The organism is Oceanicaulis sp. (assembly GCA_040112665.1).
In the GTDB taxonomy this organism is placed as follows: domain Bacteria; phylum Pseudomonadota; class Alphaproteobacteria; order Caulobacterales; family Maricaulaceae; genus Oceanicaulis.
The window spans coordinates 211270-236728 of the sequence record CP157796.1 but is presented as its reverse complement, the minus strand read 5'-3'; the positions used below and the strand labels follow the sequence as shown (position 1 = coordinate 236728).

General features: G+C 67.8%; 25 protein-coding genes and 1 other RNA gene. 14 read left to right on the top strand and 12 right to left on the bottom strand.

Annotated features, from left to right (window positions below; genetic code table 11):
* Positions 1–45: 45 nt before the first annotated feature.
* From ABL308_01240 to ABL308_01230, 3 genes are all read right to left on the bottom strand, one after another.
* Positions 46–516, bottom strand: a complete 471-nt coding sequence (locus tag ABL308_01240) for a hypothetical protein (protein XBQ16513.1) — start codon at positions 514–516, stop codon at positions 46–48.
* A 146-nt stretch (positions 517–662) separates the two neighbouring features.
* Positions 663–1613, bottom strand: a complete 951-nt coding sequence (locus tag ABL308_01235; protein ID XBQ16512.1) for a sterol desaturase family protein — start codon at positions 1611–1613, stop codon at positions 663–665.
* The gene (locus tag ABL308_01230) at positions 1606–2073 is read right to left on the bottom strand and encodes a hypothetical protein (protein XBQ16511.1); all 468 of its coding nucleotides are present in this window, start codon (positions 2071–2073) and stop codon (positions 1606–1608) included. Before ABL308_01230 ends, ABL308_01235 begins: the two co-directional genes overlap by 8 nt.
* 110 nt (positions 2074–2183) lie before the next feature.
* Between ABL308_01230 and ABL308_01225 the strand changes: the two genes are divergently transcribed.
* The 3 genes from ABL308_01225 (at position 2184) to ABL308_01215 (ending at position 5836) form a co-directional block, all read left to right on the top strand.
* Positions 2184–2948, top strand: a complete 765-nt coding sequence (locus ABL308_01225) for an SDR family oxidoreductase (protein ID XBQ16510.1) — start codon at positions 2184–2186, stop codon at positions 2946–2948.
* 98 nt (positions 2949–3046) lie between these two features.
* Positions 3047–4369: a TadE/TadG family type IV pilus assembly protein gene (locus tag ABL308_01220; GenBank protein XBQ16509.1), complete on the top strand. Its 1323-nt coding sequence runs from the start codon at positions 3047–3049 to the stop codon at positions 4367–4369.
* Positions 4370–4477: 108 nt separating this feature from the next.
* Positions 4478–5836 carry a TadE/TadG family type IV pilus assembly protein gene (locus tag ABL308_01215; protein XBQ16508.1) on the top strand — a complete coding sequence of 453 codons (1359 nt, stop codon included), beginning with the start codon at positions 4478–4480 and terminating at the stop codon, positions 5834–5836.
* Positions 5837–5839: 3 nt separating this feature from the next.
* Here the strand turns inward: ABL308_01215 and ABL308_01210 are convergent, their stop codons facing one another.
* From ABL308_01210 to ABL308_01185, 6 genes are all read right to left on the bottom strand, one after another.
* Complete coding sequence (locus ABL308_01210; protein ID XBQ16507.1) at positions 5840–6184, bottom strand: YbaB/EbfC family nucleoid-associated protein; 345 nt, start codon at positions 6182–6184, stop codon at positions 5840–5842.
* Positions 6181–7998 carry a DNA polymerase III subunit gamma/tau gene (locus tag ABL308_01205; GenBank protein ID XBQ16506.1) on the bottom strand — a complete coding sequence of 606 codons (1818 nt, stop codon included), beginning with the start codon at positions 7996–7998 and terminating at the stop codon, positions 6181–6183. Before ABL308_01205 ends, ABL308_01210 begins: the two co-directional genes overlap by 4 nt.
* An 80-nt stretch (positions 7999–8078) precedes the next feature.
* An RNA gene (gene ffs / locus ABL308_01200) (signal recognition particle sRNA small type) lies at positions 8079–8175 on the bottom strand.
* Between the two features lie 57 nt (positions 8176–8232).
* Positions 8233–8451: a hypothetical protein gene (locus ABL308_01195; GenBank protein ID XBQ16505.1), complete on the bottom strand. Its 219-nt coding sequence runs from the start codon at positions 8449–8451 to the stop codon at positions 8233–8235.
* A gap of 162 nt (positions 8452–8613) precedes the next feature.
* Positions 8614–9132 (bottom strand): porin family protein, encoded by a 519-nt coding sequence (locus tag ABL308_01190; protein ID XBQ16504.1) that lies wholly within the window; start codon positions 9130–9132, stop codon positions 8614–8616.
* Between the two features lie 169 nt (positions 9133–9301).
* Complete coding sequence (locus tag ABL308_01185; protein XBQ16503.1) at positions 9302–9808, bottom strand: porin family protein; 507 nt, start codon at positions 9806–9808, stop codon at positions 9302–9304.
* 277 nt (positions 9809–10085) lie between these two features.
* Between ABL308_01185 and nudC the strand changes: the two genes are divergently transcribed.
* The 3 genes from nudC to clpB all read left to right on the top strand — a co-directional run bounded on the left by nudC (position 10086) and on the right by clpB (position 14636).
* Positions 10086–10955, top strand: coding sequence for an NAD(+) diphosphatase (gene nudC, locus ABL308_01180; protein XBQ16502.1), 870 nt, complete (start codon positions 10086–10088; stop codon positions 10953–10955).
* 138 nt (positions 10956–11093) lie between these two features.
* Positions 11094–11828 (top strand): cytochrome c family protein, encoded by a 735-nt coding sequence (locus ABL308_01175; GenBank protein ID XBQ16501.1) that lies wholly within the window; start codon positions 11094–11096, stop codon positions 11826–11828.
* Positions 11829–12011: 183 nt separating this feature from the next.
* Positions 12012–14636: an ATP-dependent chaperone ClpB gene (gene clpB / locus ABL308_01170; protein XBQ16500.1), complete on the top strand. Its 2625-nt coding sequence runs from the start codon at positions 12012–12014 to the stop codon at positions 14634–14636.
* A gap of 71 nt (positions 14637–14707) precedes the next feature.
* On the opposite strand, the gene ABL308_01165 is transcribed toward clpB, so the two are convergent.
* Complete coding sequence (locus ABL308_01165; GenBank protein XBQ16499.1) at positions 14708–15457, bottom strand: SDR family oxidoreductase; 750 nt, start codon at positions 15455–15457, stop codon at positions 14708–14710.
* Between the two features lie 95 nt (positions 15458–15552).
* Here ABL308_01165 and ABL308_01160 point away from each other — a divergent pair, with 95 nt between their 5' ends.
* On the top strand, positions 15553–16386 hold the full coding sequence (locus ABL308_01160; protein XBQ16498.1) for a dienelactone hydrolase family protein: 834 nt from the start codon (positions 15553–15555) through the stop codon (positions 16384–16386).
* Between the two features lie 55 nt (positions 16387–16441).
* Here the strand turns inward: ABL308_01160 and ABL308_01155 are convergent, their stop codons facing one another.
* Positions 16442–17938, bottom strand: coding sequence for a peptidoglycan DD-metalloendopeptidase family protein (locus ABL308_01155; GenBank protein ID XBQ16497.1), 1497 nt, complete (start codon positions 17936–17938; stop codon positions 16442–16444).
* A 252-nt stretch (positions 17939–18190) separates the two neighbouring features.
* On the opposite strand from ABL308_01155, the gene ABL308_01150 reads away from it, so the two are divergent.
* The 7 genes from ABL308_01150 (at position 18191) to ABL308_01120 (ending at position 24772) form a co-directional block, all read left to right on the top strand.
* Entirely contained in the window at positions 18191–18415 is a 225-nt protein-coding gene (locus ABL308_01150) for a hypothetical protein (protein XBQ16496.1), read from the top strand.
* 52 nt (positions 18416–18467) lie between these two features.
* Positions 18468–19139, top strand: a complete 672-nt coding sequence (locus tag ABL308_01145; protein XBQ16495.1) for a histidine phosphotransferase family protein — start codon at positions 18468–18470, stop codon at positions 19137–19139.
* Between the two features lie 113 nt (positions 19140–19252).
* Positions 19253–21976 (top strand): chemotaxis protein CheA, encoded by a 2724-nt coding sequence (locus ABL308_01140; protein ID XBQ16494.1) that lies wholly within the window; start codon positions 19253–19255, stop codon positions 21974–21976.
* A 13-nt stretch (positions 21977–21989) separates the two neighbouring features.
* Positions 21990–22439 (top strand): chemotaxis protein CheW, encoded by a 450-nt coding sequence (locus ABL308_01135; GenBank protein XBQ16493.1) that lies wholly within the window; start codon positions 21990–21992, stop codon positions 22437–22439.
* Positions 22440–22453: 14 nt separating this feature from the next.
* A complete protein-coding gene (locus ABL308_01130; protein XBQ16492.1) occupies positions 22454–22819 on the top strand; it encodes a response regulator in 366 nt (121 codons plus the stop codon).
* 13 nt (positions 22820–22832) lie between these two features.
* Positions 22833–23951 (top strand): chemotaxis response regulator protein-glutamate methylesterase, encoded by a 1119-nt coding sequence (locus ABL308_01125; GenBank protein XBQ16491.1) that lies wholly within the window; start codon positions 22833–22835, stop codon positions 23949–23951.
* Positions 23951–24772: a protein-glutamate O-methyltransferase CheR gene (locus ABL308_01120; protein ID XBQ16490.1), complete on the top strand. Its 822-nt coding sequence runs from the start codon at positions 23951–23953 to the stop codon at positions 24770–24772. Before ABL308_01125 ends, ABL308_01120 begins: the two co-directional genes overlap by 1 nt.
* 5 nt (positions 24773–24777) lie before the next feature.
* Here ABL308_01120 and ABL308_01115 read toward each other — a convergent pair whose 3' ends face one another.
* Positions 24778–25410: a hypothetical protein gene (locus ABL308_01115; GenBank protein ID XBQ16489.1), complete on the bottom strand. Its 633-nt coding sequence runs from the start codon at positions 25408–25410 to the stop codon at positions 24778–24780.
* Positions 25411–25459 lie beyond the last annotated feature (49 nt).

The following is a 25459-nucleotide window of genomic DNA, read 5'->3' as shown; positions in this document are numbered from 1 at the left end:
GGGAGGTGCGTCCGGGCGCGGCGATGACGGCGAGACGACCGAGGGTCAGTCGTCCGCCGGCGGGTCGGCTTCCTCGCAGGCGCAGCCGTTGGCGTTGCAGCCGATGGTCTTGGGCTTGCAGATCTCGTCGTCGACCATCTTCACGCAGTCTTCGACGCCGGCGCAGGCGCAGTTGCCGCCGCTGCACTGGTGGGCGAGCGGATCGGCGCCGATGCCGAGCTCGCCAGACTGGCCGGTGGTGGTGCGGGCCGGGGTGGCGCGGGCCGGAACCGTTTCCGGCAGACGCAGCACCATGGAAATCCGGCGCATGTCGCCGCTTTCCAGCGCCCGCTGCATGGCCGGGCTGAGCCGGTCTTCAGAGGCGCGGCGGACCGGAACGGCGCGGATCGGCGCACGCTCGGCCTCCTGGGACACGGCTGCGCGAGCGGGCCGCTCCTGGGCGACCGCGCCGGACGCGACGGTCGCGACGCCGAGGAAGATCATGGCCGCAAGGGCCAGTGAAATCAGGTTTTTCATCTCAAGGTCTCCTGTCCTGTCCTGAGGATGGCGACCTTTTGACGTCAGCGGGCCGGTGCGTGCAGGTGCAGCGGCGGCGAAATCGATGCACCGGCGCGCGTGCGGCGTTGCACGCCGGTTGCATGGCGTTGCACGGGGCGGGCGGCTTATTCGGCGGGAACGCGCTCAGGCTGGGCGGGCGCATCCGGGGCGGCGGGCGCAGTTTCGCCCGCGCGCTTTGCGGCCCAGCGCTGCTTGAGGATTTTCGAGCTGTCCCGGCTGCCGTCCGGCGACCAGCCCGGCGGGCCGAGCCAGTAGCCCAGCGCCTCCTTGACGGACTTTGCGCCCGTGACGTCCTTCCAGATGCCCAGCCACTCATGAAGGCAGATCTTGATCGGGTTGTAGGTCCCGAGATTTCTGACGATGCCGTAGCGGCAGGGCTCGTCGGCGCGCTCGGGCTCGAACGTGCCGAACATCCGGTCCCAGACGATGAACACGCCCGCATAGTTGCGGTCGAGATAGCGCGGATTGGTGGCGTGATGGACGCGGTGGTGGCTGGGGGTGTTCATCACCGCCTCGATCGGCCCCCACATCTTCGGCACCGCCTCGGTGTGGATCCAGAACTGGTAGACCAGGTTCAGCGCCGCCACGAAGGCCACCATGGCCGGCGGAAACCCGATCAGCACCAGCCATGAGCCGAAGAAGATGAATTTCAGGGTCAGCGGGCTCAGCCAGGGCTGCCGCAGCGCGGTCGAAAGATTGTAGTGCTGGCTGGAGTGATGAACGACGTGGTCGGCCCACCACCATCGCACCGTATGGGCGAAACGATGCGCCCAGTAATACACGAAGTCGTCCAGTACGAAGCAGACCACGAAGGCCCACAGCGCCCAGCCGATGTCGAACACGGCGAAGCGCTCGATGAAGGTGAACCAGGCCAGCGCGATCCCGCCCAGCACGACGCCGGAGACCACGTTGCCCATGCCCATCATCAGGCTCGCTGCGGTGTCGCGCGGCTCGTACTGAGTCCGCCCGGTCAGCCGCGAATAGATCATCTCCGCGATGATCAGCGCGACGAAGGCCGGGATGGCCACGAGTATCGGATCGGGAAGGTCAGGCATGGCTCGCTCGTTTCGCGCCGGCGCCCTCAGGACGGACGGCGAAGCCTTCGGCCCGCTCGGCCCAGATCGACGCGGTCGCCGCGTCTTCAAAGGTCAGCCAGGCTTTCGGAAAGGTGTAGTCGCCCAGGGTCAGCGTCAAGGTGGAGCCCTCAAGGCTGACGCCCTGAAGCTCGCCGGGGCGCAGCGCGCGCACGATGGCGCGATCACCTGCGGTGGTGGCGAGACCCAGCCGCCCGCCGCCGCGCTCGACGATCAGAGCGGCGCGTCCGCCCCGCGCCAGCACGCCGTCTTCCGAAGGATCGAAGCCGAACACCTGGTCCTCGATCGCGCGCGCGGCGTCTTTCAGCGTGGCGAAGCGCCTGGGCGTCCAGCCGCCCAGCCAGGCGTTGAGGGCGATGATCAGCCCCACCGAGATCGCCGAAGCGCCCAGCACGGTGATCAGAATGACGACATCGCTCATGGGGTTATAATGAACGCTGTTCACCCGGTCCGTGCAAGGCTGCGGCGCCGTGACGGTTTACCGCGCTGGTCCGTCGCGATTGGATGCGCTTTCAAAACAGGGGATTCGCCATGACGCTGGACGGCCGCACCATTTTCGTGACCGGCGCTTCGCGCGGCGCCGGGGCGGGCATCGCCCGGTCGATCGCTGCGGCCGGAGGCAAGGTCGTCATCGGCTATGCGAAGAACGAGGACGCCGCGCGCGCCCTCGCCGCCGAACTCGGCGATCGCGCCGCGGGGATCGTCGGCGCGGACTTCGCCGAGCCCGGCGCGGCGGAGCTCGCCTGGAGCCACGCCCAGCGCCACGCCCGCGACCGGCTCGACGGACTGGTGCTCAATCACGGCGTCTTCGAAGCTGCGAGCGTGCATGACGACGCGGCGGCCTGGTCTGAGAACTGGGCACGCACGCTTCAGATAAACCTTCAGTCCTGCGCCGATCTCGCCCGGCATGCGGCGCGCGCCTGGGTGGATTCGCCGGTGAACGGCGGGGTGAAATCGATCGTGGCGATCAGCTCGCGCGCGGCGCATCGCGGCGACGACGCCGATCATCCGTCCTACGCGGCGGCCAAGGCGGGTCTCATCGCGATGATGAAGACCTTTGCGCGCGCCTATTCGGGCCGCGGGCTCCTCTGCTACGCGATTTCGCCGGGCTGGATCGACACCGAGATGGCGCCGCAGGACCCCGAGGCGAGGCGCCGCGCGCTCGCTGAAGTCCCGCTGGGCGCGATGGCCGACCCGGCAGAGATCGGCGCGCTGACGGCCTTCCTGCTGTCGGGCGCCTGTCCCAGCGCGACGGGCGCGACGATCGACGTGAACGGTGCGAGCTATGTGCGCTAGGAAAAAGCGTTAACGCTGCGCTCACCGCGTTTCTTACCCGTCCGTTAACAGGCCGGGAGCGATCCTTCCCTGCATTCAAAGCGGCAGGAGGTTCGCCCGTGGCTCGCTTCAAGACCTTTCTCAAATCGTCCGCCGGCAATGTCGCGGTCATGTTCGCGCTGGCGCTCGCCCCCCTCGCAGCCGGCGTCGGCGGCGCCCTGGACTTCACCCGGACCTATACGATCGGGGCGGAGATCCAGGGCGCGCTGGACACCGGCGTGCTGGCGGCCGCGTCGCTGACCCAGGACCGCGATCCCGAGGACGTGGTGCGCGCCTATCTCGAGGCCGCCATCGCCGAGCATGACGGGGTGATCGAATCCCTCGTGGTCACCGTCACGCCGAACGTTGCGATGAACGCCCGGGTCGTGACCGCGACCGCTGAAGTGACCGTGCCCACCGTGCTTTTAGGCGTGGTGGGGATCGAGCGGATGAAGATGGCGCGCGACGCCGAGGCGATGGAGCAGGTCCAGAACGTCGAGGTCTCCCTGCTGCTGGACATTTCCGGCTCGATGCGCGGCTCGAAGATCGACGCCCTGCGTGAGGCGGCCGCCGAGTTCGTCCAGACCGTGTTCAGCCAGGACACCGAAGGGCTGACGAGCTTCACCATCGTGCCCTATGGCGGTCAGACCCGGGTGGGCGCCCGGCTCGAACACCTCCTCGCGCCGGGCGTGGGCGGAGCGGGCTGGAACGGCTGCGTGGAGCTGCCCGAAGACGACATCACCTCGGTGACGCTGGACACGGCGGCCTACCAAGCGGTCCCGCATTTCCACACCTACCACACCAACCGGATCGAGTTCTGGTGTCCTGGCGCGGACGACACCGAAGTCCAGTGGATCTCAAAAGATGTCGACGCGCTGAAGGGCCAGATCCGCACCTTCGACAATCCCTCGCTTGTCGACGGCACGGGCACGGGCATCGCGATCGGCTGGGCGGTGCGCGCGCTCGACCCGGCCTGGCGGGGCGTTCTGTCGGACGAGTTTCCCGACCGGCCGGTCGCCTATGATGAGGCGGGCACGATGAAGGTGCTGATCGTGATGACTGACGGCGCGGTGACCGACCAGTATCGCCCGCCGTCGGGATTCCCTGAGGACTATGACCGCGAAGACTGGTGGCCGCCTTACTATCTGCATCCGTCAGATCGCGAGGTGTTCGTCACCCGCTCAGAGGCCTTTGATGATTTCACGTGGTGGTGCGACTACGCCAAGCAGAACGGCGTGACGGTCTACTCGATCGCGTTCCAGGTCTCCGGCGGCTCGAACCGGGACAGGCTGCAGGACTGCGCCAGCCGGCCCCAGCTCTATTACCGGGTCGAGGATCTCGACATCGCAGGCGCGTTTTACGCCATCGCGGCGGACATGAACCGGCTGCGGCTGGCCCGGTGACGGTTAACGGGTCGTAAACCTTTGTTTTAACTTGATATTGGCACGAGGCGTGCAGAGTAGGGGACGAGCCGTCCCGGTTTTGGGCGGCGCGAACCCGAGGACGCCCGCATGGCCCTGGCCCGCTTTCTCCGCCGCTACGCCCGCGACACCCGCGGCAATATCGCGATGGTGTTCGGCATCTCCCTCAGCGCGCTGGTGACCGCCGTAGGCGGCGGGCTCGACTATTCACGTTCGGTGGCGATCGGCACCGAGCTTCAGTCTGCGCTCGATTCTGGCGTGCTGGCGGCCGCCTCGCTGACCCAGGACCGCGATCCTGAACAGGTGGTGCGCGCCTATGTCGAAGCGGCTCTGGGCGACCATGCCGGATTGATGGAGACGCTCGATCTCGATGTGACGATGGAGATTTCGCTGAACTCCCGCGAAGTCGGTGCGCGCGCCTCGGTGCGCAGCCCCACCACGCTTCTGGGCATCGCCGGGATCAACGAGATCACGGTTCGCCGCGAAGCGAACGCGCTGGAGCGCGCGCGCAATATCGAGATTTCGCTGGTGCTCGACATCTCCTCGTCCATGGGCGGGCGGAAGATCGACAATCTGCGCGCCGCGGCGTTGGACTTCGTGGATACGGTTCTGGCCGCCGACAGCCAGGACATGACCTCAATCTCGGTCGTGCCCTATGGCGGCACGGTGCGGCTTCCGGACATGTTCTACGATTACGTGGTCCAGAGCGGAAACTGGCTCGAGCCCGAGGGGCTGGGCTATCGGGTGCGCCGTCCGCGCACGGTCGCCGACTGGAACGGTTGTCTTGAAATGACCCAGGCGCAGGCGCGTTCGATCGACCTGACCGCCGGCGTGCACATGGTCCTGCCCGAATTCACCGTCTGGAACCGCGGCAACGACTGGTGCCCGCCTGAAAACACGCCCTCGCTTTTCCTCACGAACGACCGCAACCGGCTGCACGCGCTGATCGGCATGTTCGACAATCCGGTGCTGTCGGACGGCACGGGCACCGATATCGGGACCGGCTGGGGCGTGCGCGCGCTAGATCCGGCCTGGCGGGGCCGGCTCGGCGGAGACGCGGACTTCTCCGACCGGCCCGTGGCCTGGTCCGACGACGAGACCATGAAGGTCATGGTGGTGATGACCGACGGCGGCATCACCCAGCAGCGGCGTCCTGAGGCGGACTTCAACGAGAACAGCGACGATCCGCATGTCGGCACGCGCGGCACGCAGGATCTCTACAACAAGAACACCGCGCGCGACATTTTCTCGGACATGTGCAGCTACGCCAAGGATCGCGGCGCGATGGTCTACACGATCGCTTTCCAGGTGAACGGCGGACGCAACAAGGACGACATGCGCGACTGCGCGAGCTCGACCCGGCAGTATTACGACGTCGAGAGCCTGGAGATCGCCGAGGCGTTCTCAGCCATCGCCGCCGAACTCAACCAGCTGCGCCTGAGCCGCTAGAATTCAGAACGGGCCGGGCTTGATGCCGAAGGGCAGGTCGATGCCCGGCGGCAGGCCGATCCCCTTGGTCGCTTCGGCCAGCACTTTCTGCTGGGCTTCGTCCGCCTTGCGCTTGGCGTCGGCGTAGGCGGCCTTGATCAGATCCTCGAGCACTTCGGTCTCTTCGGGATCGACCACGGTGCGGTCGATCGCAAGGCCGCGCATCTCGCCCTTGGCGGTGAGGGTGACCTTGACCATGCCGGCGCCGGATTCCCCGGTCACCTCGACGTCCTCGAGGCGCTCCTGGGCTTCCTTCATGCGCTTTTGCATGTCCTGAGCCTGCTTCATCAGGCCGGCGAGATCCTTCATCGGGACGTCTCCTGTCGGGCGGGGTCCTGGTCGTCGTCTTCGCTCTGAGCGAGGCGGGTGTCCATGGCGGGCGGGTCCTCGACATTGACGAGTTCCGCGCCGGGAAAGGCGGTGAGCGCCTTGACCATCACCGGATCGCGCATCACCGCGTCCAGCCGCTCCTGGCGCTCGCGCCTGCGGCGTTCGGCGACGGTCTCCCCGCCGTTTTTCGCCGTCGCGTCGACGAGCCAGCGCGTACCGGTCTGTTCGCTCAGAAAGCTCGCAATGCGGCCGCCTAGCGACGCGGGCGGATCGCCAGCCGGTTCGAAGGCGAAGCGGCCGGGCCGGATCGAGACCGGACGGACATGACGCTCGATGTCGAGCTTCAGATTGATGTCCCGGCTTTCTTCGACCAGAGCCAGGAAGGCCTCGATCGTCTCGGGGCCCTGCACGGGCTCGTGCGCCCCAGGCGCTGCGCTCGGCGGTGCGGCCGGTGCCGAGGCCTGAGGCGCGGGGGCTGTGTGACCGCTGGGTTGCTGGGGCGTGCCGGTGGGCGCAGGGCCTGCCGGGCGCGGCGCGGCGCCGCCCGACTTCGCTTCGGCGATCAGGCGCGCAGCCTCCTCCGGCCCGGGCAGGCTGGCAGCCGCCATAAGCCGGATCACCGCCATCTCTGCGGCGCTGACCGGATCGGGCGCGCTTCTGACGTCTTCAAGCCCGGTGAGCGCGGTCTTCCAGAGGCGGCCGAGCCCGGCGAGCGACTGGGCGTCGGAAAGCGTGCGCAGACGCTCGATCGTTTCCTTCGCTTCGGCCAGATCGGCGTCGCCGCCGGCGGCCTTCAGCCGGCTCATGGCGTGGATATGGTCGAGCAGGTCGCGCATCAGCACCTGCGGATCGGCGCCGGAATCGTACTGGTGGCGCAGCTCGTCGAGCGCGTCCTTCGCCCGGTTCTCGAGCGCGGCCTCCAAAAGGTCCAGAACGCGGGTGCGGTCGGCCAGGCCCAGCATGTCGCGGACCTGCTCGGCGGTGACCGGCCCGTCCTCGCCTTCGCCCTGAACGATCGCCTGGTCCAGCAAGGAGAGCGCGTCGCGGACAGAGCCCTCGGCGGCGCGTGCGATCGCGGCGAGCCCTTCACGCTCGACGCCAGCGTTCTCCTTCTCGCAGATGCGCGCCAGATGATCGGTCAGCACCTCGCGGTCCACGCGCTTGAGATCGAAGCGCTGGCAGCGGCTGAGCACGGTGACCGGCACCTTGCGGATTTCGGTGGTGGCGAAGACGAACTTCACGTGCGGCGGCGGCTCTTCCAGCGTCTTCAGAAGCGCGTTGAAGGCCGCCATGGAGAGCATGTGCACTTCGTCGATGATGTAGACCTTGTAGCGCGCGCTCACCGGGGCGTAGCGCACGCCTTCCAGGATCTCGCGGATGTCGCCGATGCCGGTGCGGCTGGCGGCGTCCATCTCCATCACGTCGACATGGGAGGATTTTGCAATCGCCGCGCAGTGCCGGCCCGGCGGGTCGAGTTTCACCGAGGGAGCGTCGACCGTATCGGTCTCATAATTGAGCCCGCGCGCGATCAGGCGCGCCGTCGTGGTCTTGCCGATCCCCCGCACGCCGGTGAGCATGTAGGCCTGCGCGATGCGGCCTGCGGCGAACGCGTTGGTGAGGGTGCGGACCATCGGCTCCTGGCCGATCAGATCCTCGAAGGTCTGGGGGCGGTATTTGCGCGCCAGCACCTGATAGCCGGGATCGGAAGGCGCGGGCGCCTCCATGCCGGGCAGAGCCGGGCCGGGGTCTTCGCCGGCGTCGATTTCGCCGGGCTGACCGGTGTGCTCGTCCATGCTGACGCGTCCTCTCCGCCCGGGGACCGGACTGAGGCCGGCCGGTGATCGCCCCGAAGGCTAGCGGCTGAGGGAAGGCGGCGGAAGACCGAACGGCGACCCGAAGCGAAACTCGTTACGGCTGCTTCCTTCCGGACCTGACCGGGTTGGCGAGAGCCTCGTCCGCCGCCAGCCTTCCTGAGGCGCAATATCAGCGCTCGCGCCCGACGAATCAAGCGCTGCGGGCAGGGCCGCTCAGCGCGCCGCCGCCGCCGTGTCGCGCGCCTCGCGCAGAAACGCCGCGTGCTGATCGAGCAGTGCGATGAGGCGCACGTCGCCGTCTTCGGCCACCAGCCGGTCGATCCAGGCGGTGACCACCCGCTCCTGCCCGGTGAGCCAGTCTGCGACCGGTCCCGGCGAAGGCGCCTGGCGAGGGAAGGGAAGAACGGACGCGGCGCGGGCGAGGGCGGTCATGATCGGCTCCGGTAAAATCTGCTTGTGAAAATCATTCTCAAAACAGAACGCGCGTCGATGCAAGCCTTTCGATCCGCGCCCTCCTGACGCAGGCGCAAAGAAAAACCCCCGCGCTCGGCTGAGCGCGGGGGCCTTCTGTCGTCCTATGAACGCGGAGGCGTTCTAGAAGCGGCGGATGTAGGAGATGCCGAAGGCGTCGAGTTCGCCGTCATCGCCGTCGAAGCGGGTGTAATCAAGGCGAACACCGTTCGGGCCGGCGAAGTAGAACTCGCCGCCGACGCCGTAAGCGAAGCCGTCCAGTTCAGCCGAAACCGAAACGCCCATGGCGCTGCCTTCGACTTCGAGCGTCGCATAGCCGGCGCGCGCGAAGATGTTCGACATGCCGTCGCCGAGCGGCAGACGCGCGACGCCGTAAACGGCAGCGCCGAAGTCGGCGGACAGATCGACGGAGGTGCCCATTTCGGTGACCGTGTCGTCCACGACGCCAATATGAAGGTCGCCTTCAGCGCCGAAATATTCGGTGAAGTCGAAGCCGCCGCGAAGCGTGATCGCGCCAAGCGTGGCGCCTTCGCCGTCGAGCGCGGTGTAGCCCACGCCGGCATAGCCCGAACCCGGGGTCTGAGCAGAGGCGGCGGAAGCGGCGGCGACGGCCGCGATGGAAGCAAGAAGCAGAGTGCGCATGGGTTTCTCCCCCTGAAAATGTTTAAGCGGCCTCACAACCGCCTGTACCGTAAAATGCCCTAGTCACGAATTAAATACAATGCGGCTTTTGGTCCGGTAATAAAAAGCCTCGCGCCGAGACGACGCGAGGCTTTCCTTTGAGGCGTGAACGCCGTCTTTTTGTCAGAGACTAGAAGCTGCGGACGTAGGCGATCGACCAGCCGTCGGCTTCCGCGCCGTCTTCGTAGTCGTAGCGGGTGTAGTCCGCACGAATCGCGTTCGGGCCGGAAACGGCGAACTCGCCGCCGACGCCGTAGGCGAAACCGTCGGCGTCTTCAGAGCCGAGGCCCGAGACTTCGACTTCGGCCCAGGTGTAGCCGAGGCGGCCGAACACCGAGACACGCTCGCCGACCGGGTATTCGGCTTTGGCGAACACGCCCAGGCCGTAGTTCAGCTCGGCCGAGAAGCCGCCGCCCAGGTTCTCGTCGCCCAGGCCGAACAGCGCTTCGCCTTCGACGGCGAAGAACTCGTTCACATTGTAGCCGCCGCGCAGGGTCAGCGCGTCGAATTCGACGCCGTCGCCGTCCAGAAGGGTGTAGCCCGCGCCCAGTTCGAACTTGCTTTCCGCGGCGTCCTGAGCGGAAGCGGCGGAAGCCGCGATCAGGGCGGCGGCGGTGGAGAGGAGGATCGTTTTCATAATCGTTTGTCCTGTCTAACAGAGGAAGGGGCCGGATCTTGCGTCCGGTCCGCTTCCGAGATGCGCCCGCCACAAACGAGGCGCAAGCGGTCCCGCTCAGCCGGTCTGGAACATCTGTTTTCGCTGTGGCGAACAAAACCCGCACCAAGGCCGGATTGCGGCGAAGCGGCGGCGGCATCACGCCAGACCTCTCAATCTGTTAAGTAATCGGAAACTCTTTTCGGAGCGTTGGTGAGAGTGCTGGCCTCGGGTGTCCGCAGCGGCTAGGTCTTCAACCATGTCGCTTTTCTTCACCGGCTCCCCGCTCGACCACGCTTCTCTCACCCGCTCGGACCCGGACTGGATCGCCGATCAGCGCGCCAGCAAATCCGCCCGCGCGATCCTGTTCGCCGGCCCGGACCCGGCCGCGGGCGAGGACGGCGGGCCGATGATCCTGCCCGCGCGCCGCACCTCCTTTCTGCCGCTGAAGCGGCCGGGGCTGGTGTTTCTCGGGCTGGCCGAGGGCGAGGCCTGGTTTGCGGGATCGCTGGAAGAAGGCGTGGCCGAGCGCGGTCCGGATTTCCGCATCGCCGCAGCCTCCGCGCCCGCCGATCTCGCCTGCATCATGGGGCGTGCGCGGGCGGTGCTGAGCTGGCATGGCCGCCGGCGCTATTGCTCGAACTGCGCGAGCGAGAACGCCGCCGAAGAGGGCGGGCTGAAGCTCAAATGCCCCTCTTGCGGGATGGAGCATTTCCCGCGCGTCGACCCCAGCGTGATCATGCTGCCATACGCCGGTGATCGCTGCGTGCTGGGCCGGCAGGCGAGCTGGCCGGCGGGCATGTACGCCACGCTGGCGGGGTTCATGGAGCCCGGCGAGACCATAGAAGAGGCTTGCGCGCGCGAGACGAAAGAGGAGATCGGCCGCACCGTCCTGCGCGCCGAATATGTCGCGAGCCAGCCCTGGCCCTTCCCGTCCTCGCTGATGATCGGGCTGATGGCGGAGATCGAACCCGGCGAGCTCGTCCCAGACGACGACATAGAAGACGCGCGCTGGTTCACGCGCGACGAGGTGCGCGCGCTTTACGACAGCGAAATCGCGCGCAGGATTCCGCGCAACTTCTCGATCTCCCGGCTGTTGATCGACCGCTGGGTGGAGGCGGGCGACTGAGCCTCGCCCGCGACCGCGTGACGCGTGGGCGTGGCGTGGCCCGGGCATTAGCTCCCGCAGCGGCGTGAATGAGTTGCCACGCCGGGCGGGGCGTGCCAAACACCCGCGCGATTATTGACGAACCGGGAGAGGACGCTGATGGGCGATCTGTTCTTCAACAAGGTGGCTGGGGCGGTTATCGCGATCTTCCTTATCGTGATGGGCCTGATCACGCTCGCCGAGACCATCTATCACGTCGAATCGCCGGAAACCCCGGCCTATCCGATCGACCTGGCCGCGCTTGAAGGCGCCAGCGCCGCCTCCGCCGAGGAAGAAGAAGAGGCGCCGGTCGATTTCGGCGTGCTTCTGGCTGGCGCTGACGTGTCCGCCGGCGAGCGTGTGGCGCGCCGCTGTGCGAGCTGCCACACCTTCGAGGAAGGCGGCGCGGACGGCACCGGCCCGCACCTGTGGGGCGTGATGGGCCGCGACGTCGCGAGCGTGTCGGGGTTCGGCTACTCCCAGGCCATGACCGAATACGCCGAGGGCGGCACCGAGTGGGGTTTCCAGAACATGTACGACTATCTGGAGAACCCGCGCCGCTACCTGCCCGGCACCGCGATGAGCTTCGCGGGTCTGCGCGACCAGGAAGAGCGCATCAACATCATCGCCTATATGCGCACGCTTTCGGGTGATCCGATCGCGATCCCCGAGCCGCTCGCTGCAGACGCGCCCGCCGAGGCCGAATCTGCGCCCGCTGAGGCCGCTGCAGACGCCGGCGCCGAGGCCCCGGCTGAAGAGACCGGTTCGGACGAGGCGTTCGAGGACGTCGGCGGTACCGAAGGCGGTGAAGAGGGCGAATTCGAGCCGATCGAAGGCGAGCCGCAAGACGGCTAGTCCTGACCGCTCCCACACTGATCAAGGGCGCGTCCGCCGGGCGCGCCCTTTTTCGTTTGGGCGACACTTGTGTGCCTCTTTCGCAACACCTACCTGATCAGCCGGACGACGGCGGCCGGGCGCTTCCAGGAAGGCCCTTCACGCCGCCGGTCTCGCTGGACCTCAGGAGACGGAAAGAGACTGATGAACCTCGATAAATTCACCGATCGCGCCCGCACGGTCCTGCAGACCGCGCAAGGCGCCGCCCTCAAGAAGAAACACCAGCATTTCACCCCAGAACACCTGCTGCTCGCCCTTCTGGAGGACGATAGCGGGCTCGCGGGCAATCTGATCAAGGCCGCGGGCGGCCGGCCCGACGCCGCGCTCGACCTGGCCCGCCGCGCCGTGGACGCCCTTCCCAAGGTGGAAGGGACCGGCCAGCTCTATCTCGCGCCGAAGACCGCGGAGATTTTCTCAACCGCCGAGGAGGCTGCGAAAAAGGCCGGCGACCAGTATGTCGCCGCCGAACGGATCCTTCAGGCGCTCTCCATCGTCAAAGGCACCAAGGCCGAGGAAGCGCTCAAGCAGGCGGGCGTCGCGCCCCAGGCGCTGAATCAGGCGATCAACGATCTGCGGCAGGGCCGCACGGCCGACAGCCAGTCCGCCGAAGAGGGCTATGAAGCGCTGAAGAAATACTCCCGCGACCTCACAGAGGCCGCGCGCTCGGGCAAGCTCGATCCCGTAATCGGCCGGGACGAGGAGATCCGCCGCGCCATCCAGGTCCTCTCGCGCCGCACCAAGAACAATCCGGTGCTGATCGGCGAGCCCGGCGTGGGCAAGACCGCGATCGCCGAGGGCCTGGCGCTGAGGATCGTCGACGGCGACGTGCCCGAGAGCCTGAAGAACAAGAAGCTGCTCGCGCTCGACATGGGCTCGCTCATCGCCGGCGCGAAGTATCGCGGCGAGTTTGAGGAGCGCCTGAAAGCGGTTCTCAGCGAGGTCGAGGCCGCGGGCGGGCAGATCATCCTGTTCATCGACGAGATGCATACGCTCGTCGGCGCGGGCAAGACCGACGGCGCAATGGACGCGTCGAACCTCCTTAAGCCCGCGCTCGCGCGCGGGGAGCTTCACTGCGTGGGCGCGACCACGCTCGACGAGTACAGAAAGCATGTCGAGAAAGACGCCGCGCTCGCCCGCCGCTTCCAGCCGGTCTTCGTCGAGGAGCCCACGGTGGAGGACACGGTCTCCATCCTGCGCGGCCTGAAGGAGAAGTACGAGGTCCACCACGGCGTGCGCATCGCCGACGGCGCGATCGTGGCCGCCGCGACCTTGTCGAACCGCTACATCACTGACCGCTTCCTGCCCGACAAGGCCATCGACCTGATGGACGAGGCGGCCGCGCGCCTGCGCATGCAGGTGGACTCCAAGCCCGAGGAGCTCGACGAGCTCGACCGGCGGATCATCCAGCTGAAGATCGAGGCCGAAGCGCTGAAGAAAGAGGGCGACGAGGCCTCCAAGACCCGGCTGCAGAGCCTGAACAAGGAGCTGGCCGATCTGGAAGCGCGCTCTGCCGAACTCACCGCCGCCTGGCGCGCGGAGAAGGACAAGCTCGCCTCGGCCACCGAAACCAAGGAGCAGCTCGACCGGCTGCGCGCCGAACTCGCCGACGCCGAGCGGCGGGGCGATCTCGGCCGGGCGTCCGAGCTGAAATACGGCCGCATCCCCGAGCTTGAGAAGCGGCTCTCCGACGCCGAGGCCGCCGCCGACGGCCAGGCCACCAACGGCAAGGCCGCCATGGTCAAGGAGGTCGTCGACGAAGAGCAGATCGCTTCGGTCGTCAGCCGCTGGACCGGCGTGCCGGTCGACAAGATGCTTGAAGGCGAGCGCGAAAAGCTCCTTAAGATGGAGGACGGGCTCAGAAATCGTGTGGTCGGCCAGGACGACGCGCTCGAAGCGGTGTCCGACGCCGTGCGCCGGTCGCGGGCGGGGCTCAAGGATCCCAGCCGGCCGATCGGTTCCTTCCTCTTCCTCGGCCCCACGGGCGTGGGCAAGACAGAGCTGACCAAAGCACTGGCCGAATTCCTGTTCGACGACGAGACGGCCGTGACGCGTCTGGACATGTCGGAATACATGGAGAAGCACTCGGTCAGCCGCATGATCGGCGCGCCTCCGGGCTATGTCGGCTATGACGAGGGCGGGGCGCTGACTGAAAGCGTGCGCCGCCGGCCCTATCAGGTCGTGCTGTTCGACGAGGTGGAGAAAGCCCACCCGGACGTCTTCAACGTGCTCCTGCAGGTGCTCGACGACGGCCGGCTGACCGACGGTCAGGGCCGCACGGTCGATTTCAGGAACACCATCCTGATCATGACCTCGAACCTCGGCTCGGAGTTCCTGCTGTCCGGCGACGTCGAAGCGGCGCGTGAAAGCGTGATGGGCGCGGTCAGGTCCGCCTTCAGGCCGGAATTCCTGAACCGGATCGACGAGATCATCCTGTTCCGCCGCCTCGAAGAGCAGCACATGGGCGCCATCGTCGACATCCAGCTCAAGCGCCTCGAAGCGCTTCTGAAGGACCGTCGCATGGCGATCGAGCTCGACGACCAGGCCAAGGCCTGGCTCGCCGAGAAGGGCTACGACCCGGCCTACGGCGCGCGGCCACTCAAGCGCGTCATCCAAAAGGAGCTGCAGGACCCGCTCGCCCGGCTGATTCTGGAGGGCGTGATCGAGGACGGCCAGACCGTGAAAGTCTCCGCCGAAGCCGGCGCGCTGACGGTCGACGGCCGCGCGGTCAGCCGCAACGCCAGGCCGCCGAGCGAAGCCGTGATTCAGTAAGCGGGCCCAAGATTCGCGCAAGCCGGAGAGCCCGGGGTCAAACCCCGGGCTCTTGACGTTCAGCGCTCGTCTCAGACTGGCCGCTTCGGAGCGAACGGCCATCCGCCGGCGAAGTCGATCACAGCGCCGGTGAGGTGGCGGGTCTTGGCTGTTGCGAGAAACACGACGACCTCGCCGATTTCCTCGGGCTCCGCCAGCTGGCCCGTGGGAACGCTCGCCTCGATATACGCGCGCCCTTCATCGGCCTGCTTGTAGAACGCCGCCGGGTAGAACTGCTCGGAGTACAGGAAGTTGGGTGCGACAGCGTTCACGGTGACAGCGTGCGGGGCGAGATCGACGGCGAGCGAGCGCGTGAGCGCGTTCGCCGCAGCCCGTGCGGCGTCGGGAAAAGCGCCGCCGTTCAGCGGAAGCCGGTCGCGGTTGGACGTAATCATCACGATGTTCGCTCCGCCCTGCACCTTGAGCCGGGGCAGGGCGGCCTGGATCAGGGCGAACGGAAACACGCTCAACGCTTCGTGATTGGCGCGGAGCTGATCGATGTCGGCAGTCTCGACCGGCCTGGCGGGCGCAGGGTGATGATCATTGCTGACGATCGCGTCGAGCCGATCGACGTCCCCGAACACGGCAGCGATGATCGCTTCGGGCCCGTCCGCGGAGATCGGCGTGATCCCGGAGCGTCCGGCTGCGAAGCCGCGCCAGGCCTGCTCGTCTGCGAAGGACGGGTCTTGAGCGAAGACCTTGAAGCCCGCCTTCAGCAGGGCGTGTACTGCGCCGGGGCCGGCGTAGCCGGTGCAATGGGTGACGAGGGCGTGGCGGGTCATGGGGGAGCGCTCCGATCAACATCCTCGCCGGACCTTACAAGCCGCCGCGCTCCGGTCTAGGGTCGACGCCGCAAACGCCGCCGGGGAGCGCTTTCATGACCGCCGAGACCGCCGAAACGCCGGCGCACGATTTCTCCGATATTCTGCACACTGACGACCGGACCCCGTTCGCGGAGGTTTTCGATTTCGACCATGCCGGCGCGGCGCATCCGGTGCTGGTGTCAGGCGAGGGGCCCGGCGTCATTCTGATGCATGAACTGCCCGGCTTCGTGCCGGAATTCTGGCGGCTCGCACGCTGGATCGAGGCGGCGGGTTTCCGGGTGTATGCGCCTGCGCTCTACGACCATCCCGGCACGCCGCTCGAAGAGCTGCACCAGATCCACGGACGGGTGGGGGGCATGGCGCGCGCCTGCGTCAGCCGGGAGATCCGCCTGTTCGCGAAATCCGGCGGAAGTCCTGTCTCGGACTGGCTGCGCGCGCTCGCCCGCCATGTCCATGCCGAGCGCGGCGGTCCCGGCGTGGCGGCGGTGGGGCTGTGCCTCACCGGCAATTTCGCCTGGTCGGTCGCGGTCGAGCCCGCGGTGATCGCCGCGGTCGCCGGCGAGCCGGCCCTGCCGTTCAACGCAGCCGGATCGATTCACATTGAACCCGCGGAAGCCGAGGCGCTGGGCCGGCGCGATAATCTCGACGTCATGGCGTTGCGCTTCGACGGCGATCCCAGCTGCAAGGCAGAGCGCTTCGCCGCGCTTGAAGCCCTGCTCGGCGACAGGCTGCAGACCCGCGTCCTGCCCGACGAGGCGAAGAACCCGCGCGGTAATCCGTTTCCGCACGCGGTCCTGACCAAGGACCTCATCGCACAGGACGGCGAGCCGACCTTCGAGGCGGCGCGCGAGGTTCTGGGCTTTCTGACCCGGCGGCTGAAACCCTGAAACGAAAAAGGCCCGGGCGCGCACCCGGGCCTTGATCTGTTCCGGATGCAGGCGATCAGGTCGCGTCGTCGCTCCGGCTCGCCACCATGACGGACTCTGACGGATCGGCGGCTGCGGGAGCGGCGCCGTCGCGGATCGCGACGATGCGCTCGCGCTCGGCGGCGAAAAGCTCGAGCTCCTCAGCCGACAGCGTCTTGCCGGTCGGCAGGTCGAGCGCCATCGGGTTGGTCGGCCGGCCGTTCAGATGCACTTCGTAATGAAGGTGCGGGCCGGTGGAGCGCCCGGTGGTGCCGACATAACCGATGATCTGGCCCTGCTGGACCCGCGCGCCGGCCTGGATGCCGCGCGCAAACCCGTTGAGGTGGGCGTAGGCGGTCTCATAGCCGTTCGAGTGCCGGATCTTGATGTAGTTGCCGAAGCTGCCGAACCGGTTGGCGCGCAGCACCACGCCGGCGCCGGCGGCCATGATCGGCGTGCCGCGCGGGGCGGCGAAGTCGGTGCCGTTATGGGGCCGGCTGCGCTCCAGGATCGGATGGAAGCGCATGCCGAAATTCGAGCTGATGCGCGCGCCGTTGATCGGCATCTTCATCAGAAGCCGCCGGGCGCTTTCGCCGTCGGCGGTGTAATAGCCGATCTCCCCATCCGGAGCCTCGAAGCGGAAATATTCCAGCGCCTCGCCACGTCCGTCGAACACCAGATACAGGATCTCGCCGGTGCGCACGGTCTCCCCGCGCCGGTTCACGAAGCGCTCGAACACCACGTCGAAGCCGTCGCCGGGCTGGATGGTCCGGAAGTCGACCGCGTAGCCGAGAATGTTCGCCAGCTCGACCACGATGCGGTCGGTCGCGCCCTGGTCTACGGCGGACATGTAGAGCGAGCTCGTCACCTCGCCCCGGGCGCGGACGATCTCGCGGTCGAGCGCAGCCACCGCCTCGCGGGCCCGGAAGCCGTCGCCGGTACGGGCCACCGTCAGGGTACGTTCGGAATCGGGACGGAAGGAAAACCCGGCCAGGCGCGGCTCGGCAGGCGTGTCGGTCGAGGCGAGCTGGAAGGGCGGGGTTTCGAAGAACACCGTCAGGTCCTGGCCCGCGCGCAGATTGCGCGCCGGAAACAGGCTTTCGAGCGCGGCGATGGCGCGCGCGGCCTCGACCCGGTCCGCGCCTGCGGCGTCCAGAACGCTGGCGAAGGTCTGGCCCCGCCGCACGGTCGTCTCGACATGGGTGACCTGCGGGCGGAAGTCAGCGCCGGCGAACAGAGCGTGCTCGGCCTCGATCAGCGCCCGGCCGGCTTCGATCCGCGGCGCGCGCACTTCTTCAGGCGCGAGCGGTTCGAGCGCGGGCGCGGCGGGGCCGGCCATCTCCATGATCTCGGTCGCGGGCGCGCTGGCGATCACGGCGTCGATATCGGGACCGGCGGCCTCTGCGCGCCCAGGCTGGGGCGTGCGCATGATCAGCAGTCCGGCGGTGAACAGCAGCACCCCGGTCATCGTTAGGAAGAACACCAAGGTCCGCGATCGGCGGGCGTCGGCGAGTCGAACGTCGAATCCAGACATGAGCGTCTACGATTTCCCCTCGTTGCTGCCCGCCCTCTGACGGACCGGACGCCGTGACGCCGGCTTCTCGGTCCGTGCGCCCTCGGTCAAGCAAATAGCAGACCGCACGCGCCGCGTCGGCATCCGGGCGCAGCCCGGCTCATGTGTCATGTTGACCGGGCGCAGTGCGCTTGCCAAGCGTTCTGCAATGGAAATGTGTTCGAATTAACAAATATGTAAGGCTGGACAGCAGCCGCCTCGGAGAGTTTTCCCATGATGCAGAAGGCCTTGCTCGTCGCCGTGCTCGGCGTGTTCCTCGCCGTCTCGGTCTGGTTCGCAAGCCGCGCCTGGTTCTCTGTCGACGCTGAGCTGACCGGGCATGGCTGGTTCGCGCTGGCGCTCGGCGTGGTGTTGAGCTTCGTCGTGGGAGGCGGGCTGATGTGGCTGCTGTTTTACTCCAGCCGCTCGGGCCGGGACGATATCGACCAGGATTTCTGAGCGGCTGCGCGCAGCGGTGTCGCAAACCGAGAATCGCGTCAGTGTTCAGCCCATGACCCGGATCGACGCGCTCTCCGCAACCGAACTCGCCGCGCTGCTGTGCTCGCGCGTCTGCCACGACATCGCCGGGCCGGCCTCGGCGATGGGCGCGGCGCTCTCCGTGCTCGACGACGAGGGCGCGGCGGACATGCGCAACGACGCCATCGGGCTTCTGCGCACTGGCGCGGTCCAGATCCGCAACAAGCTCGAATACGCCCGCGTCTGCTTCGGCGCTGCGGGATCGCGCGGCGGCGAGATGGCGCTCAGCGAGATCAAGGCGCTGGCCGGGCCGATGTTTGCCGACGCCCGCGCCGAGCTCGTCTGGAAATCCGAGGCCGGGGCGATCGACAAGACCGCGGCCCGTGTGCTCCTCAATCTGATCTGGCTCGCGGTGGACTCGCTTCCGCGCGGCGGAACGGTGACGATCGAGGCCGCCCCGTCGTCCGACGGCGGGGCGCGGCTGCGTCTGGTCGCCGCCGGCCCCCGGCTCAGGCTCGACCCCGGATATGTCGCGGCTTTCCGCGGCGAAATTCCCGAGAACGGTTTCGACGGGCGCAGCGTGCAGCCCTACTACACCGGCCTCATCGCCCGCGAGAGCGGGGGGCGCGCCGAAGCTTCCCAGACCGAGGAGCGGGTGGAGTTCGCCGCGCTCACCGGTCCCAGCCGCAAGGTCGAAGCGGCCTAGAGATTTTTTCGATAGCTTTGCGCCCCCCGCGGGATTTGCGGCCAAGGTTCCGTTAACTCCCCGCGTGAGAGTGTCGCCCTGACTTCCTGATAATCGGGACCGGGGTGCATTTAATGGACGAGCTGATCGGCGAGTTTCTGAGCGAGACGGCGGAAAGCCTCGACGTCATCGACTCCGAACTGGTGAAATTCGAGGCGGACCCGACCGATCGGGCGACGTTGGACAACATTTTCCGGCTTCTGCACACGATCAAGGGCACGTGCGGCTTTCTCGGCCTGGTCCGGCTCGAAGCGGTCGCCCACGCCGGCGAGACGCTTCTGGGCAAGTTCCGCGACGGCGATCTGATCGCCGACAGCGCGGCGGTGACCGTGGTCCTCAAATCGCTCGACCGGATCAAGGAGATACTGGACGGCCTGGAGCAGACCGGCGCCGAGCTCGAAGGCGACGACAGCGACCTGATCAGCCAGCTTGAAGCGCTGTCGATGGGCGAAACGATCGCCGCGCCGGCTGCTTCCGCGCCCGAACCCGCTCCTGCGCCGGAGCCGGAGCCCGAGCCTGAAATCGAGGCGGTCGCCGAATCTGAAGCCGATCCTGACGCCGAGGGTGCGTTCGACGCCGATCTCGGCCGGGCGCTGCGCCCCGGCGAAGTCTCGCTCGCCGATCTCGAAGCGGCGTTCATGAACACGCCCGGCCCTGAAGAGTCCGAGATCGCCGACGCTGACGAGGCCGACGCCGAGGACGACGAGCCCGATACGATCGCCGCCGCGCCGTCGGCGAAGCCCGCTGCGGCGAACGCCGACGCCGCCAAGCCGGCCTCGGGCGGCGCGCCGCGCTCGACCGCGACCATCCGGGTCAGCGTCGACGTGCTCGAGAACCTGATGACGACGGTCTCCGAGCTGGTTCTGGCGCGTAACCAGATGCACCAGATCGTGCGCGGGGTCGAAGACAGCGCGCTGAAGACGCCGCTGCAGCGCCTGAGCTCGGTGACCGCCGAGCTGCAGGACGGGGTGATGAAGACCCGCATGCAGCCCGTGGGCGACGCGTGGAAGAAGCTTCCCCGGATCGTCCGCGACGCCAGCCAGGATCTCGGCAAGAAGATCAAGCTGATCCAGGAAGGCGAAGAGACCGAACTCGACCGTCAGGTCCTCGAGCTGATCAAGGATCCGCTCACCCACATGATCCGCAATTCCTGCGATCACGGGATCGAGGGACCCGACGCGCGCAAAGCCGCCGGCAAGGCCGAGCACGGCACGATCCGGCTCAGCGCCTATCACGAAGGCGGCGCGATCATCATCAAGATCGCCGACGACGGCGCCGGGCTGAACCCCGAGAAGATCCGCGCCAAGGTGCTCGAAAAGGGTCTGGCTTCGGCCGAAGACCTCGACGCGATGAGCGAGGCGCAGATCCAGCGCTACATCTTCGCGGCCGGCTTCTCCACCGCCGCCCAGGTGACCAACCTCTCCGGCCGCGGCGTCGGCATGGACGTGGTGCGCACCAATATCGAGCAGATCGGCGGCTCGATCGATCTCAGCTCCGAGGTCGGCAAGGGCACGACCTTCACGATCAAGATCCCCCTGACGCTGGCGATCGTCTCCGCGCTCATCATCGCGGCCGGCGACGCCCGCTTCGCGGTGCCGCAGCTCTCGGTGCGTGAACTCGTGCGCGTCGGCCCTGGTTCGCCGGTGGCGGTCGAAAGCATGCATGGCGCGAAGATGATCCGCCTGCGCGACAAGCTTCTGCCCGTCATCGCGCTCGACCGGGTGCTCAGCCAGTCTCTCGACGAGGCTGGCGAGATGAGCGGCTATGTCATCGTGCTCGAGGCCGCAGGCCGGCGCATGGGGCTCGTGGTCGACGACGTGCTCGACACCGAGGAGATCGTGGTCAAGCCGCTGTCAGGTCCGCTGCGCGGCATTTCGGTCTTTTCCGGCGCGACCATTCTGGGCGACGGCTCGGTGATCATGATCCTCGATCCCAACGGGCTCGCGCAGGAAACCGCGATGGAGGCGGAGGAAAGCGCCGAGGCCGCCGACGAGGAGGCGTCCGACATCGCCAAAGCCCACGGCAAGCAGCGCCTGCTTCTGGTGCGCGCGGGCGGGGCCGAACCCAAGGCGGTGCCGGTCAGCCTGATCACCCGGCTCGAGGATTTCGAGGCGAGCTCGATCGAGCGCGTGGACGGCCGTCACGTGGTCCAGTATCGCGGCCGGCTTCTGCCGCTCGCCCATGCGGGCGGTCAGGACGACTTCGTGTCCGAAGGCCGTCAGCCGGTTCTGGTCTTCTCCGAAGACGGCAAGTCCGCCGGCGTTGCGGTCGACGAGATTCTCGACGTGGTCGAAGAAGCGCTCGACCTTGAAATGGGCTCCGAGCGTCCCGGCGTGATCGGCTCGGCGGTCATCAAGGGCAAGGCGACCGAAGTGCTCGACATCGCCTGGCACATGGAGAGCGCCTGGTCGGGCGCGCCGCAACGCACCGCGCCGAGCAAGACCGGCGCGCGCAGCTCGGTCCTGCTGGTCGAGGCCGACGCTTTCGCCCGGCGCATGCTGGCGCCGCTTCTGGCTGCGGCCGGCTACGACGTCACCGTCGCGGGCGGCCTGCATGAAGCGCGCGATGCGGCGATGATGGGTGCGGCCTATGACGTGGTCGTGGGCGACCCGGCCGCGCTCAAGCGCCTCGGCGACGAGGGCTATTTCAAGGACGTGCCGCGCCTGGGCGTCGGCGACAACGCGTACGGCGCGCCGATGGAAGGGTTCCTGGCGGTCATGGACCGCAAGGATCGCGGCGGGCTCATCGCCATGCTGGACAGGGCCGCCCGCGCCGAACGCGCGGTCGAGGCGGCTTGAGGGGATAAGAGACATGGCCTCTGAAGACAGCTTCGAATACGTCACCGTCCGCATCGGCGGGCAGATGTTCGGCGTCGAGGTGTGCGAGATCCGGGAGGTGTTCTCGCCTCAGGACGTCACCCGCGTGCCGCGCGCGCCTGCCGAGATCGCCGGCCTGCTCAATCTGCGCGGCCGCATCGTCACGGCGGTGGATGCGCGCACCCGGCTCGGACTGCCGCCGCGCGACGCCGATGCGTCCTGCATGGCGCTGGGACTCGAACAAGGCTCTGAACTCTTCGGCGTCCTGGTCGACGAGGTCGGCGAGGTGATGCGCCTCAAGCCTGACACGCTGGAAGCCGCGCCGGCCCATCTCGATCCGAAATGGCGGGCGCTGATCAAGGGCGTGCACCGGCTGGAGAACCAGCTTCTCGCCGTGCTCGACATCCGGGCGCTGATCGCCTGGCGCACGCCGATGGCCGCCTAGGGGAGGGACGCGCGATGAAAACCTGTCTCGTGGTCGACGACAGCCGCGTGATCCGCAAGGTCGCCCGCAAGATCGTCGAGGATCTCGGCTTCGTCTGCGAAGAGGCCGCCGACGGCAAGCAGGCGCTCGATCACTGCAAGAAGGCGATGCCCGACGCGGTCCTTCTGGACTGGAACATGCCGGTGATGAACGGGCTCGAATTCCTCATCAAGCTCCGCGAGGAGCCCGAGGGGAAGAAGCCGGTCGTGGTGTTCTGCACCACCGAGAACGACATGGGCCACATCACCCAGGCGCTGCGCGCGGGGGCCGACGAGTACGTGATGAAGCCCTTCGACGGGGACATCATCGAAAGCAAGTTCGCCGAAACCGGCCTGGTCTGAGGAAGGCAACCGAGTGAGCGCCGTTCCCGCCTATTCCACCGGTCAGGCCGCCTCCGGCGCGCCGCGCGTGCTCATCATCGACGACAGCGCGGTCGTGCGTGGCCTGGTCGCGCGCTGGATCGAGGCGGACAACCGGCTCGAGGTGGCTGCGACCTGCGCGGACGGCGAGCAGGGCGTCAAGAAGGCCGGCGAGCTGCAGCCCGATCTCGTCGTACTCGATATCGAAATGCCGAAGATGGACGGGCTGACCGCGCTGCCGCTCATTCTCAAGGCCGCGCCGCGCGCGCGCGTCGTGATGGCCTCGACCCTGACCCGCAAGGGCGCGGAAGTGACGATGCGGGCCCTGTCGCTCGGGGCGGCGGACTATGCGCCCAAACCCGAGGCCGGCCGCGTGGCGGGCGCGGAAGCCTACCGTGAAGACCTCATCGCCAAGCTCGTCGCGCTGAGCCCGCGCTACAGCGCCCGGCCGGCGACCTTCCAGAGCCGGCAGAGCGCCGCAACGGCGGCGCCGCGGCCCGCGCCGGTCTATCCCTCCACGCCGCGCACGGCCGTCGCCACGCGCCCGAGCCTCATCGCGATCGGCTCGTCGACCGGCGGGCCTCAGGCGCTGCGCGACGTCGTCGCAGCGCTGCCGAAAGAGCCCTCCGCGCCGATCGTCATCGCCCAGCACATGCCCAAGCTGTTCACCGCCATTCTCGCCGAGCATCTGGCGAAAAGCGGGATCCCGGCCGCCGAGGCCAAGCATGGCGAGATGCTGCGCGCGGGCCGGATCTATCTGGCGCCTGGCGATTTTCATTTCACTCTGCGCCAGGGCGGGGGCGGTTTCGAGGCCGTGCTCGACCAGAACCCCCCGGTGAATTTCTGCCGCCCGGCGGTCGACCCGCTGTTTGAGACCTGCGCCAGGCTCGCCGGCCGCGGCGTTCTTGCGATCGTGCTGACCGGCATGGGCGCGGACGGCCGTGAAGGCGCGCGCGCGATCCGCGCCGCCGGCGGTCAGGTCATCGTTCAGGATCAGGCCTCCAGCGTGGTCTGGGGCATGCCCGGCGCGGTCGCCGAAGCCGGCCTCGCCGACATGATCCTGCCGCTCAAAGATATCGGCCCGGAAATCGCCCGGCGCCTGAAAGGACCGTGATGAGCGCTCTTCCGCCGTCGAAATTCGAGTTCCTGTCGTCCGACGTGCGCAAGCGCACCGGGCTCGTGCTCGGTCCTGAGAAAGCGTATCTGATGGATTCCCGGCTCGGACCGCTGGCCCGCCGCGAAGGCTTCGCCTCGGTCGAGGCGCTGGTGGACGCGATGATGCGCGGCGATCAGAAGCTCTGCGTCGCCGCGGGCGAGGCGCTGGCCACCCACGAGACGTTCTTCTTTCGCGACAAGACGCCGTTCGAACTGTTCGAGGAGACGATCGGGCCAGCCCTGCGCACGGCGCGTCCGGGACGGGCGCTGAAGGTCTGGTGCGCGGCGGCGAGTTCGGGCCAGGAGCCCTATTCGCTCGCCATGCTGGCCGACGAGGGCGTGATTCCGCCGGTCGACATCCTGGCGACCGACATGAGCGGGCCGGTGCTCGAAAAGGCGCGCGCAGGCGTCTATTCCCAGTTCGAGGTGCAGCGCGGCCTGCCGATCCAGCGTCTGGTGAAGCATTTCGACCAGACCGGCGACACCTGGCGGATCAAGCCGCATCTGCGTCAGAAGATCCGCTTCGAGCAGGGCAATCTGCTCGACGACTTCACCCGCTACGGCCGGCAGGACGTCATCTTCTGCCGCAACGTGCTCATCTATTTCGATATCGAGACCAAGGCGAAGGTGCTCGACCGGCTGGCGAGCCTACTAGCCGACGACGGCTATCTGGTGCTGGGGGCGGCGGAAACCGTGGTCGGCCTGACCGAAGCGCTGCGCCCGGTCACGGGCAAGCGCGGGCTCTACGCGAAACCTGAAACGGCGGCGAAAGCGGCCTGAGGCGTTTACCAGCGCGCCTGGAAGCTGACGCCGAGATAGTGCTCGCTCTCTTCCCAGTCCTCGGTGCCCAGGGTGAAGCGGCGCTCCTCGCGGACATAGCCGATCCCGGCGAAGGCGTTGTCGGTCACCTTCATCGCCACGCCGATATGGGCGTCGCCGACCACGCCTTCGGCTGACACCGGCGCGATCGTGTACTCACGCAAGCCGCCGGGGGCGAGGGCGTAGCTCTCCCGTCCTGCGCCGCCGACGAGCCACCAGTCCGGACCGCCATAGCCCGTGGCCTGCGGCGCGGCGGTGACTTCGAACCCGAAGGCCTGACCGGTCCAGGCCGCGCCTTCGCCGACCGAGCCTGTAGGCCGGACGCTGAGAGCGGCTTCCTGGCCGGAGACGGAGGCAGGCGGCGGCGCGGCGAAGCGCGCCGCGCCGATGTCTCTGCTGATCACCGAAGCCGCGACCGCGCGCGAGGCGTCAGAGACGCGGATGTCCTGGAACTGTGAGATATCGACGCTCGGCAGGGCCGGAGGTGCGAAGATCTCCGGGCCCTCGTCCGGCGACGCGCCGGGGACCATGGCGGCGAACAGCGCCCCGCCGGCGATGAGCCCGGCGAGGCTGACTTCGATGCGGCGCGCGGCGTTCATCGTCGCGTCTCCTCCCTGAGAGGAGAATTAAGCCTGAGTTAACCGCCGC

Excerpts from the sequence above, each read along its gene's own strand:
- ABL308_01240 (XBQ16513.1), bottom strand. The coding sequence starts at position 516 with ATGAAAAACCTGATTTCACTGGCCCTTGCGGCCATGATCTTCCTCGGC.
- ABL308_01235 (XBQ16512.1), bottom strand. The coding sequence starts at position 1,613 with ATGCCTGACCTTCCCGATCCGATACTCGTGGCCATCCCGGCCTTCGTC.
- ABL308_01230 (XBQ16511.1), bottom strand. The coding sequence starts at position 2,073 with ATGAGCGATGTCGTCATTCTGATCACCGTGCTGGGCGCTTCGGCGATC.
- ABL308_01225 (XBQ16510.1), top strand. The coding sequence starts at position 2,184 with ATGACGCTGGACGGCCGCACCATTTTCGTGACCGGCGCTTCGCGCGGC.
- ABL308_01215 (XBQ16508.1), top strand. The coding sequence starts at position 4,478 with ATGGCCCTGGCCCGCTTTCTCCGCCGCTACGCCCGCGACACCCGCGGC.
- ABL308_01210 (XBQ16507.1), bottom strand. The coding sequence starts at position 6,184 with ATGAAGGATCTCGCCGGCCTGATGAAGCAGGCTCAGGACATGCAAAAG.
- ABL308_01205 (XBQ16506.1), bottom strand. The coding sequence starts at position 7,998 with ATGGACGAGCACACCGGTCAGCCCGGCGAAATCGACGCCGGCGAAGAC.
- ABL308_01195 (XBQ16505.1), bottom strand. The coding sequence starts at position 8,451 with ATGACCGCCCTCGCCCGCGCCGCGTCCGTTCTTCCCTTCCCTCGCCAG.
- ABL308_01190 (XBQ16504.1), bottom strand. The coding sequence starts at position 9,132 with ATGCGCACTCTGCTTCTTGCTTCCATCGCGGCCGTCGCCGCCGCTTCC.
- ABL308_01185 (XBQ16503.1), bottom strand. The coding sequence starts at position 9,808 with ATGAAAACGATCCTCCTCTCCACCGCCGCCGCCCTGATCGCGGCTTCC.
- nudC (XBQ16502.1), top strand. The coding sequence starts at position 10,086 with ATGTCGCTTTTCTTCACCGGCTCCCCGCTCGACCACGCTTCTCTCACC.
- ABL308_01175 (XBQ16501.1), top strand. The coding sequence starts at position 11,094 with ATGGGCGATCTGTTCTTCAACAAGGTGGCTGGGGCGGTTATCGCGATC.
- clpB (XBQ16500.1), top strand. The coding sequence starts at position 12,012 with ATGAACCTCGATAAATTCACCGATCGCGCCCGCACGGTCCTGCAGACC.
- ABL308_01165 (XBQ16499.1), bottom strand. The coding sequence starts at position 15,457 with ATGACCCGCCACGCCCTCGTCACCCATTGCACCGGCTACGCCGGCCCC.
- ABL308_01160 (XBQ16498.1), top strand. The coding sequence starts at position 15,553 with ATGACCGCCGAGACCGCCGAAACGCCGGCGCACGATTTCTCCGATATT.
- ABL308_01155 (XBQ16497.1), bottom strand. The coding sequence starts at position 17,938 with ATGTCTGGATTCGACGTTCGACTCGCCGACGCCCGCCGATCGCGGACC.
- ABL308_01150 (XBQ16496.1), top strand. The coding sequence starts at position 18,191 with ATGATGCAGAAGGCCTTGCTCGTCGCCGTGCTCGGCGTGTTCCTCGCC.
- ABL308_01145 (XBQ16495.1), top strand. The coding sequence starts at position 18,468 with ATGACCCGGATCGACGCGCTCTCCGCAACCGAACTCGCCGCGCTGCTG.
- ABL308_01140 (XBQ16494.1), top strand. The coding sequence starts at position 19,253 with ATGGACGAGCTGATCGGCGAGTTTCTGAGCGAGACGGCGGAAAGCCTC.
- ABL308_01135 (XBQ16493.1), top strand. The coding sequence starts at position 21,990 with ATGGCCTCTGAAGACAGCTTCGAATACGTCACCGTCCGCATCGGCGGG.
- ABL308_01130 (XBQ16492.1), top strand. The coding sequence starts at position 22,454 with ATGAAAACCTGTCTCGTGGTCGACGACAGCCGCGTGATCCGCAAGGTC.
- ABL308_01120 (XBQ16490.1), top strand. The coding sequence starts at position 23,951 with ATGAGCGCTCTTCCGCCGTCGAAATTCGAGTTCCTGTCGTCCGACGTG.
- ABL308_01115 (XBQ16489.1), bottom strand. The coding sequence starts at position 25,410 with ATGAACGCCGCGCGCCGCATCGAAGTCAGCCTCGCCGGGCTCATCGCC.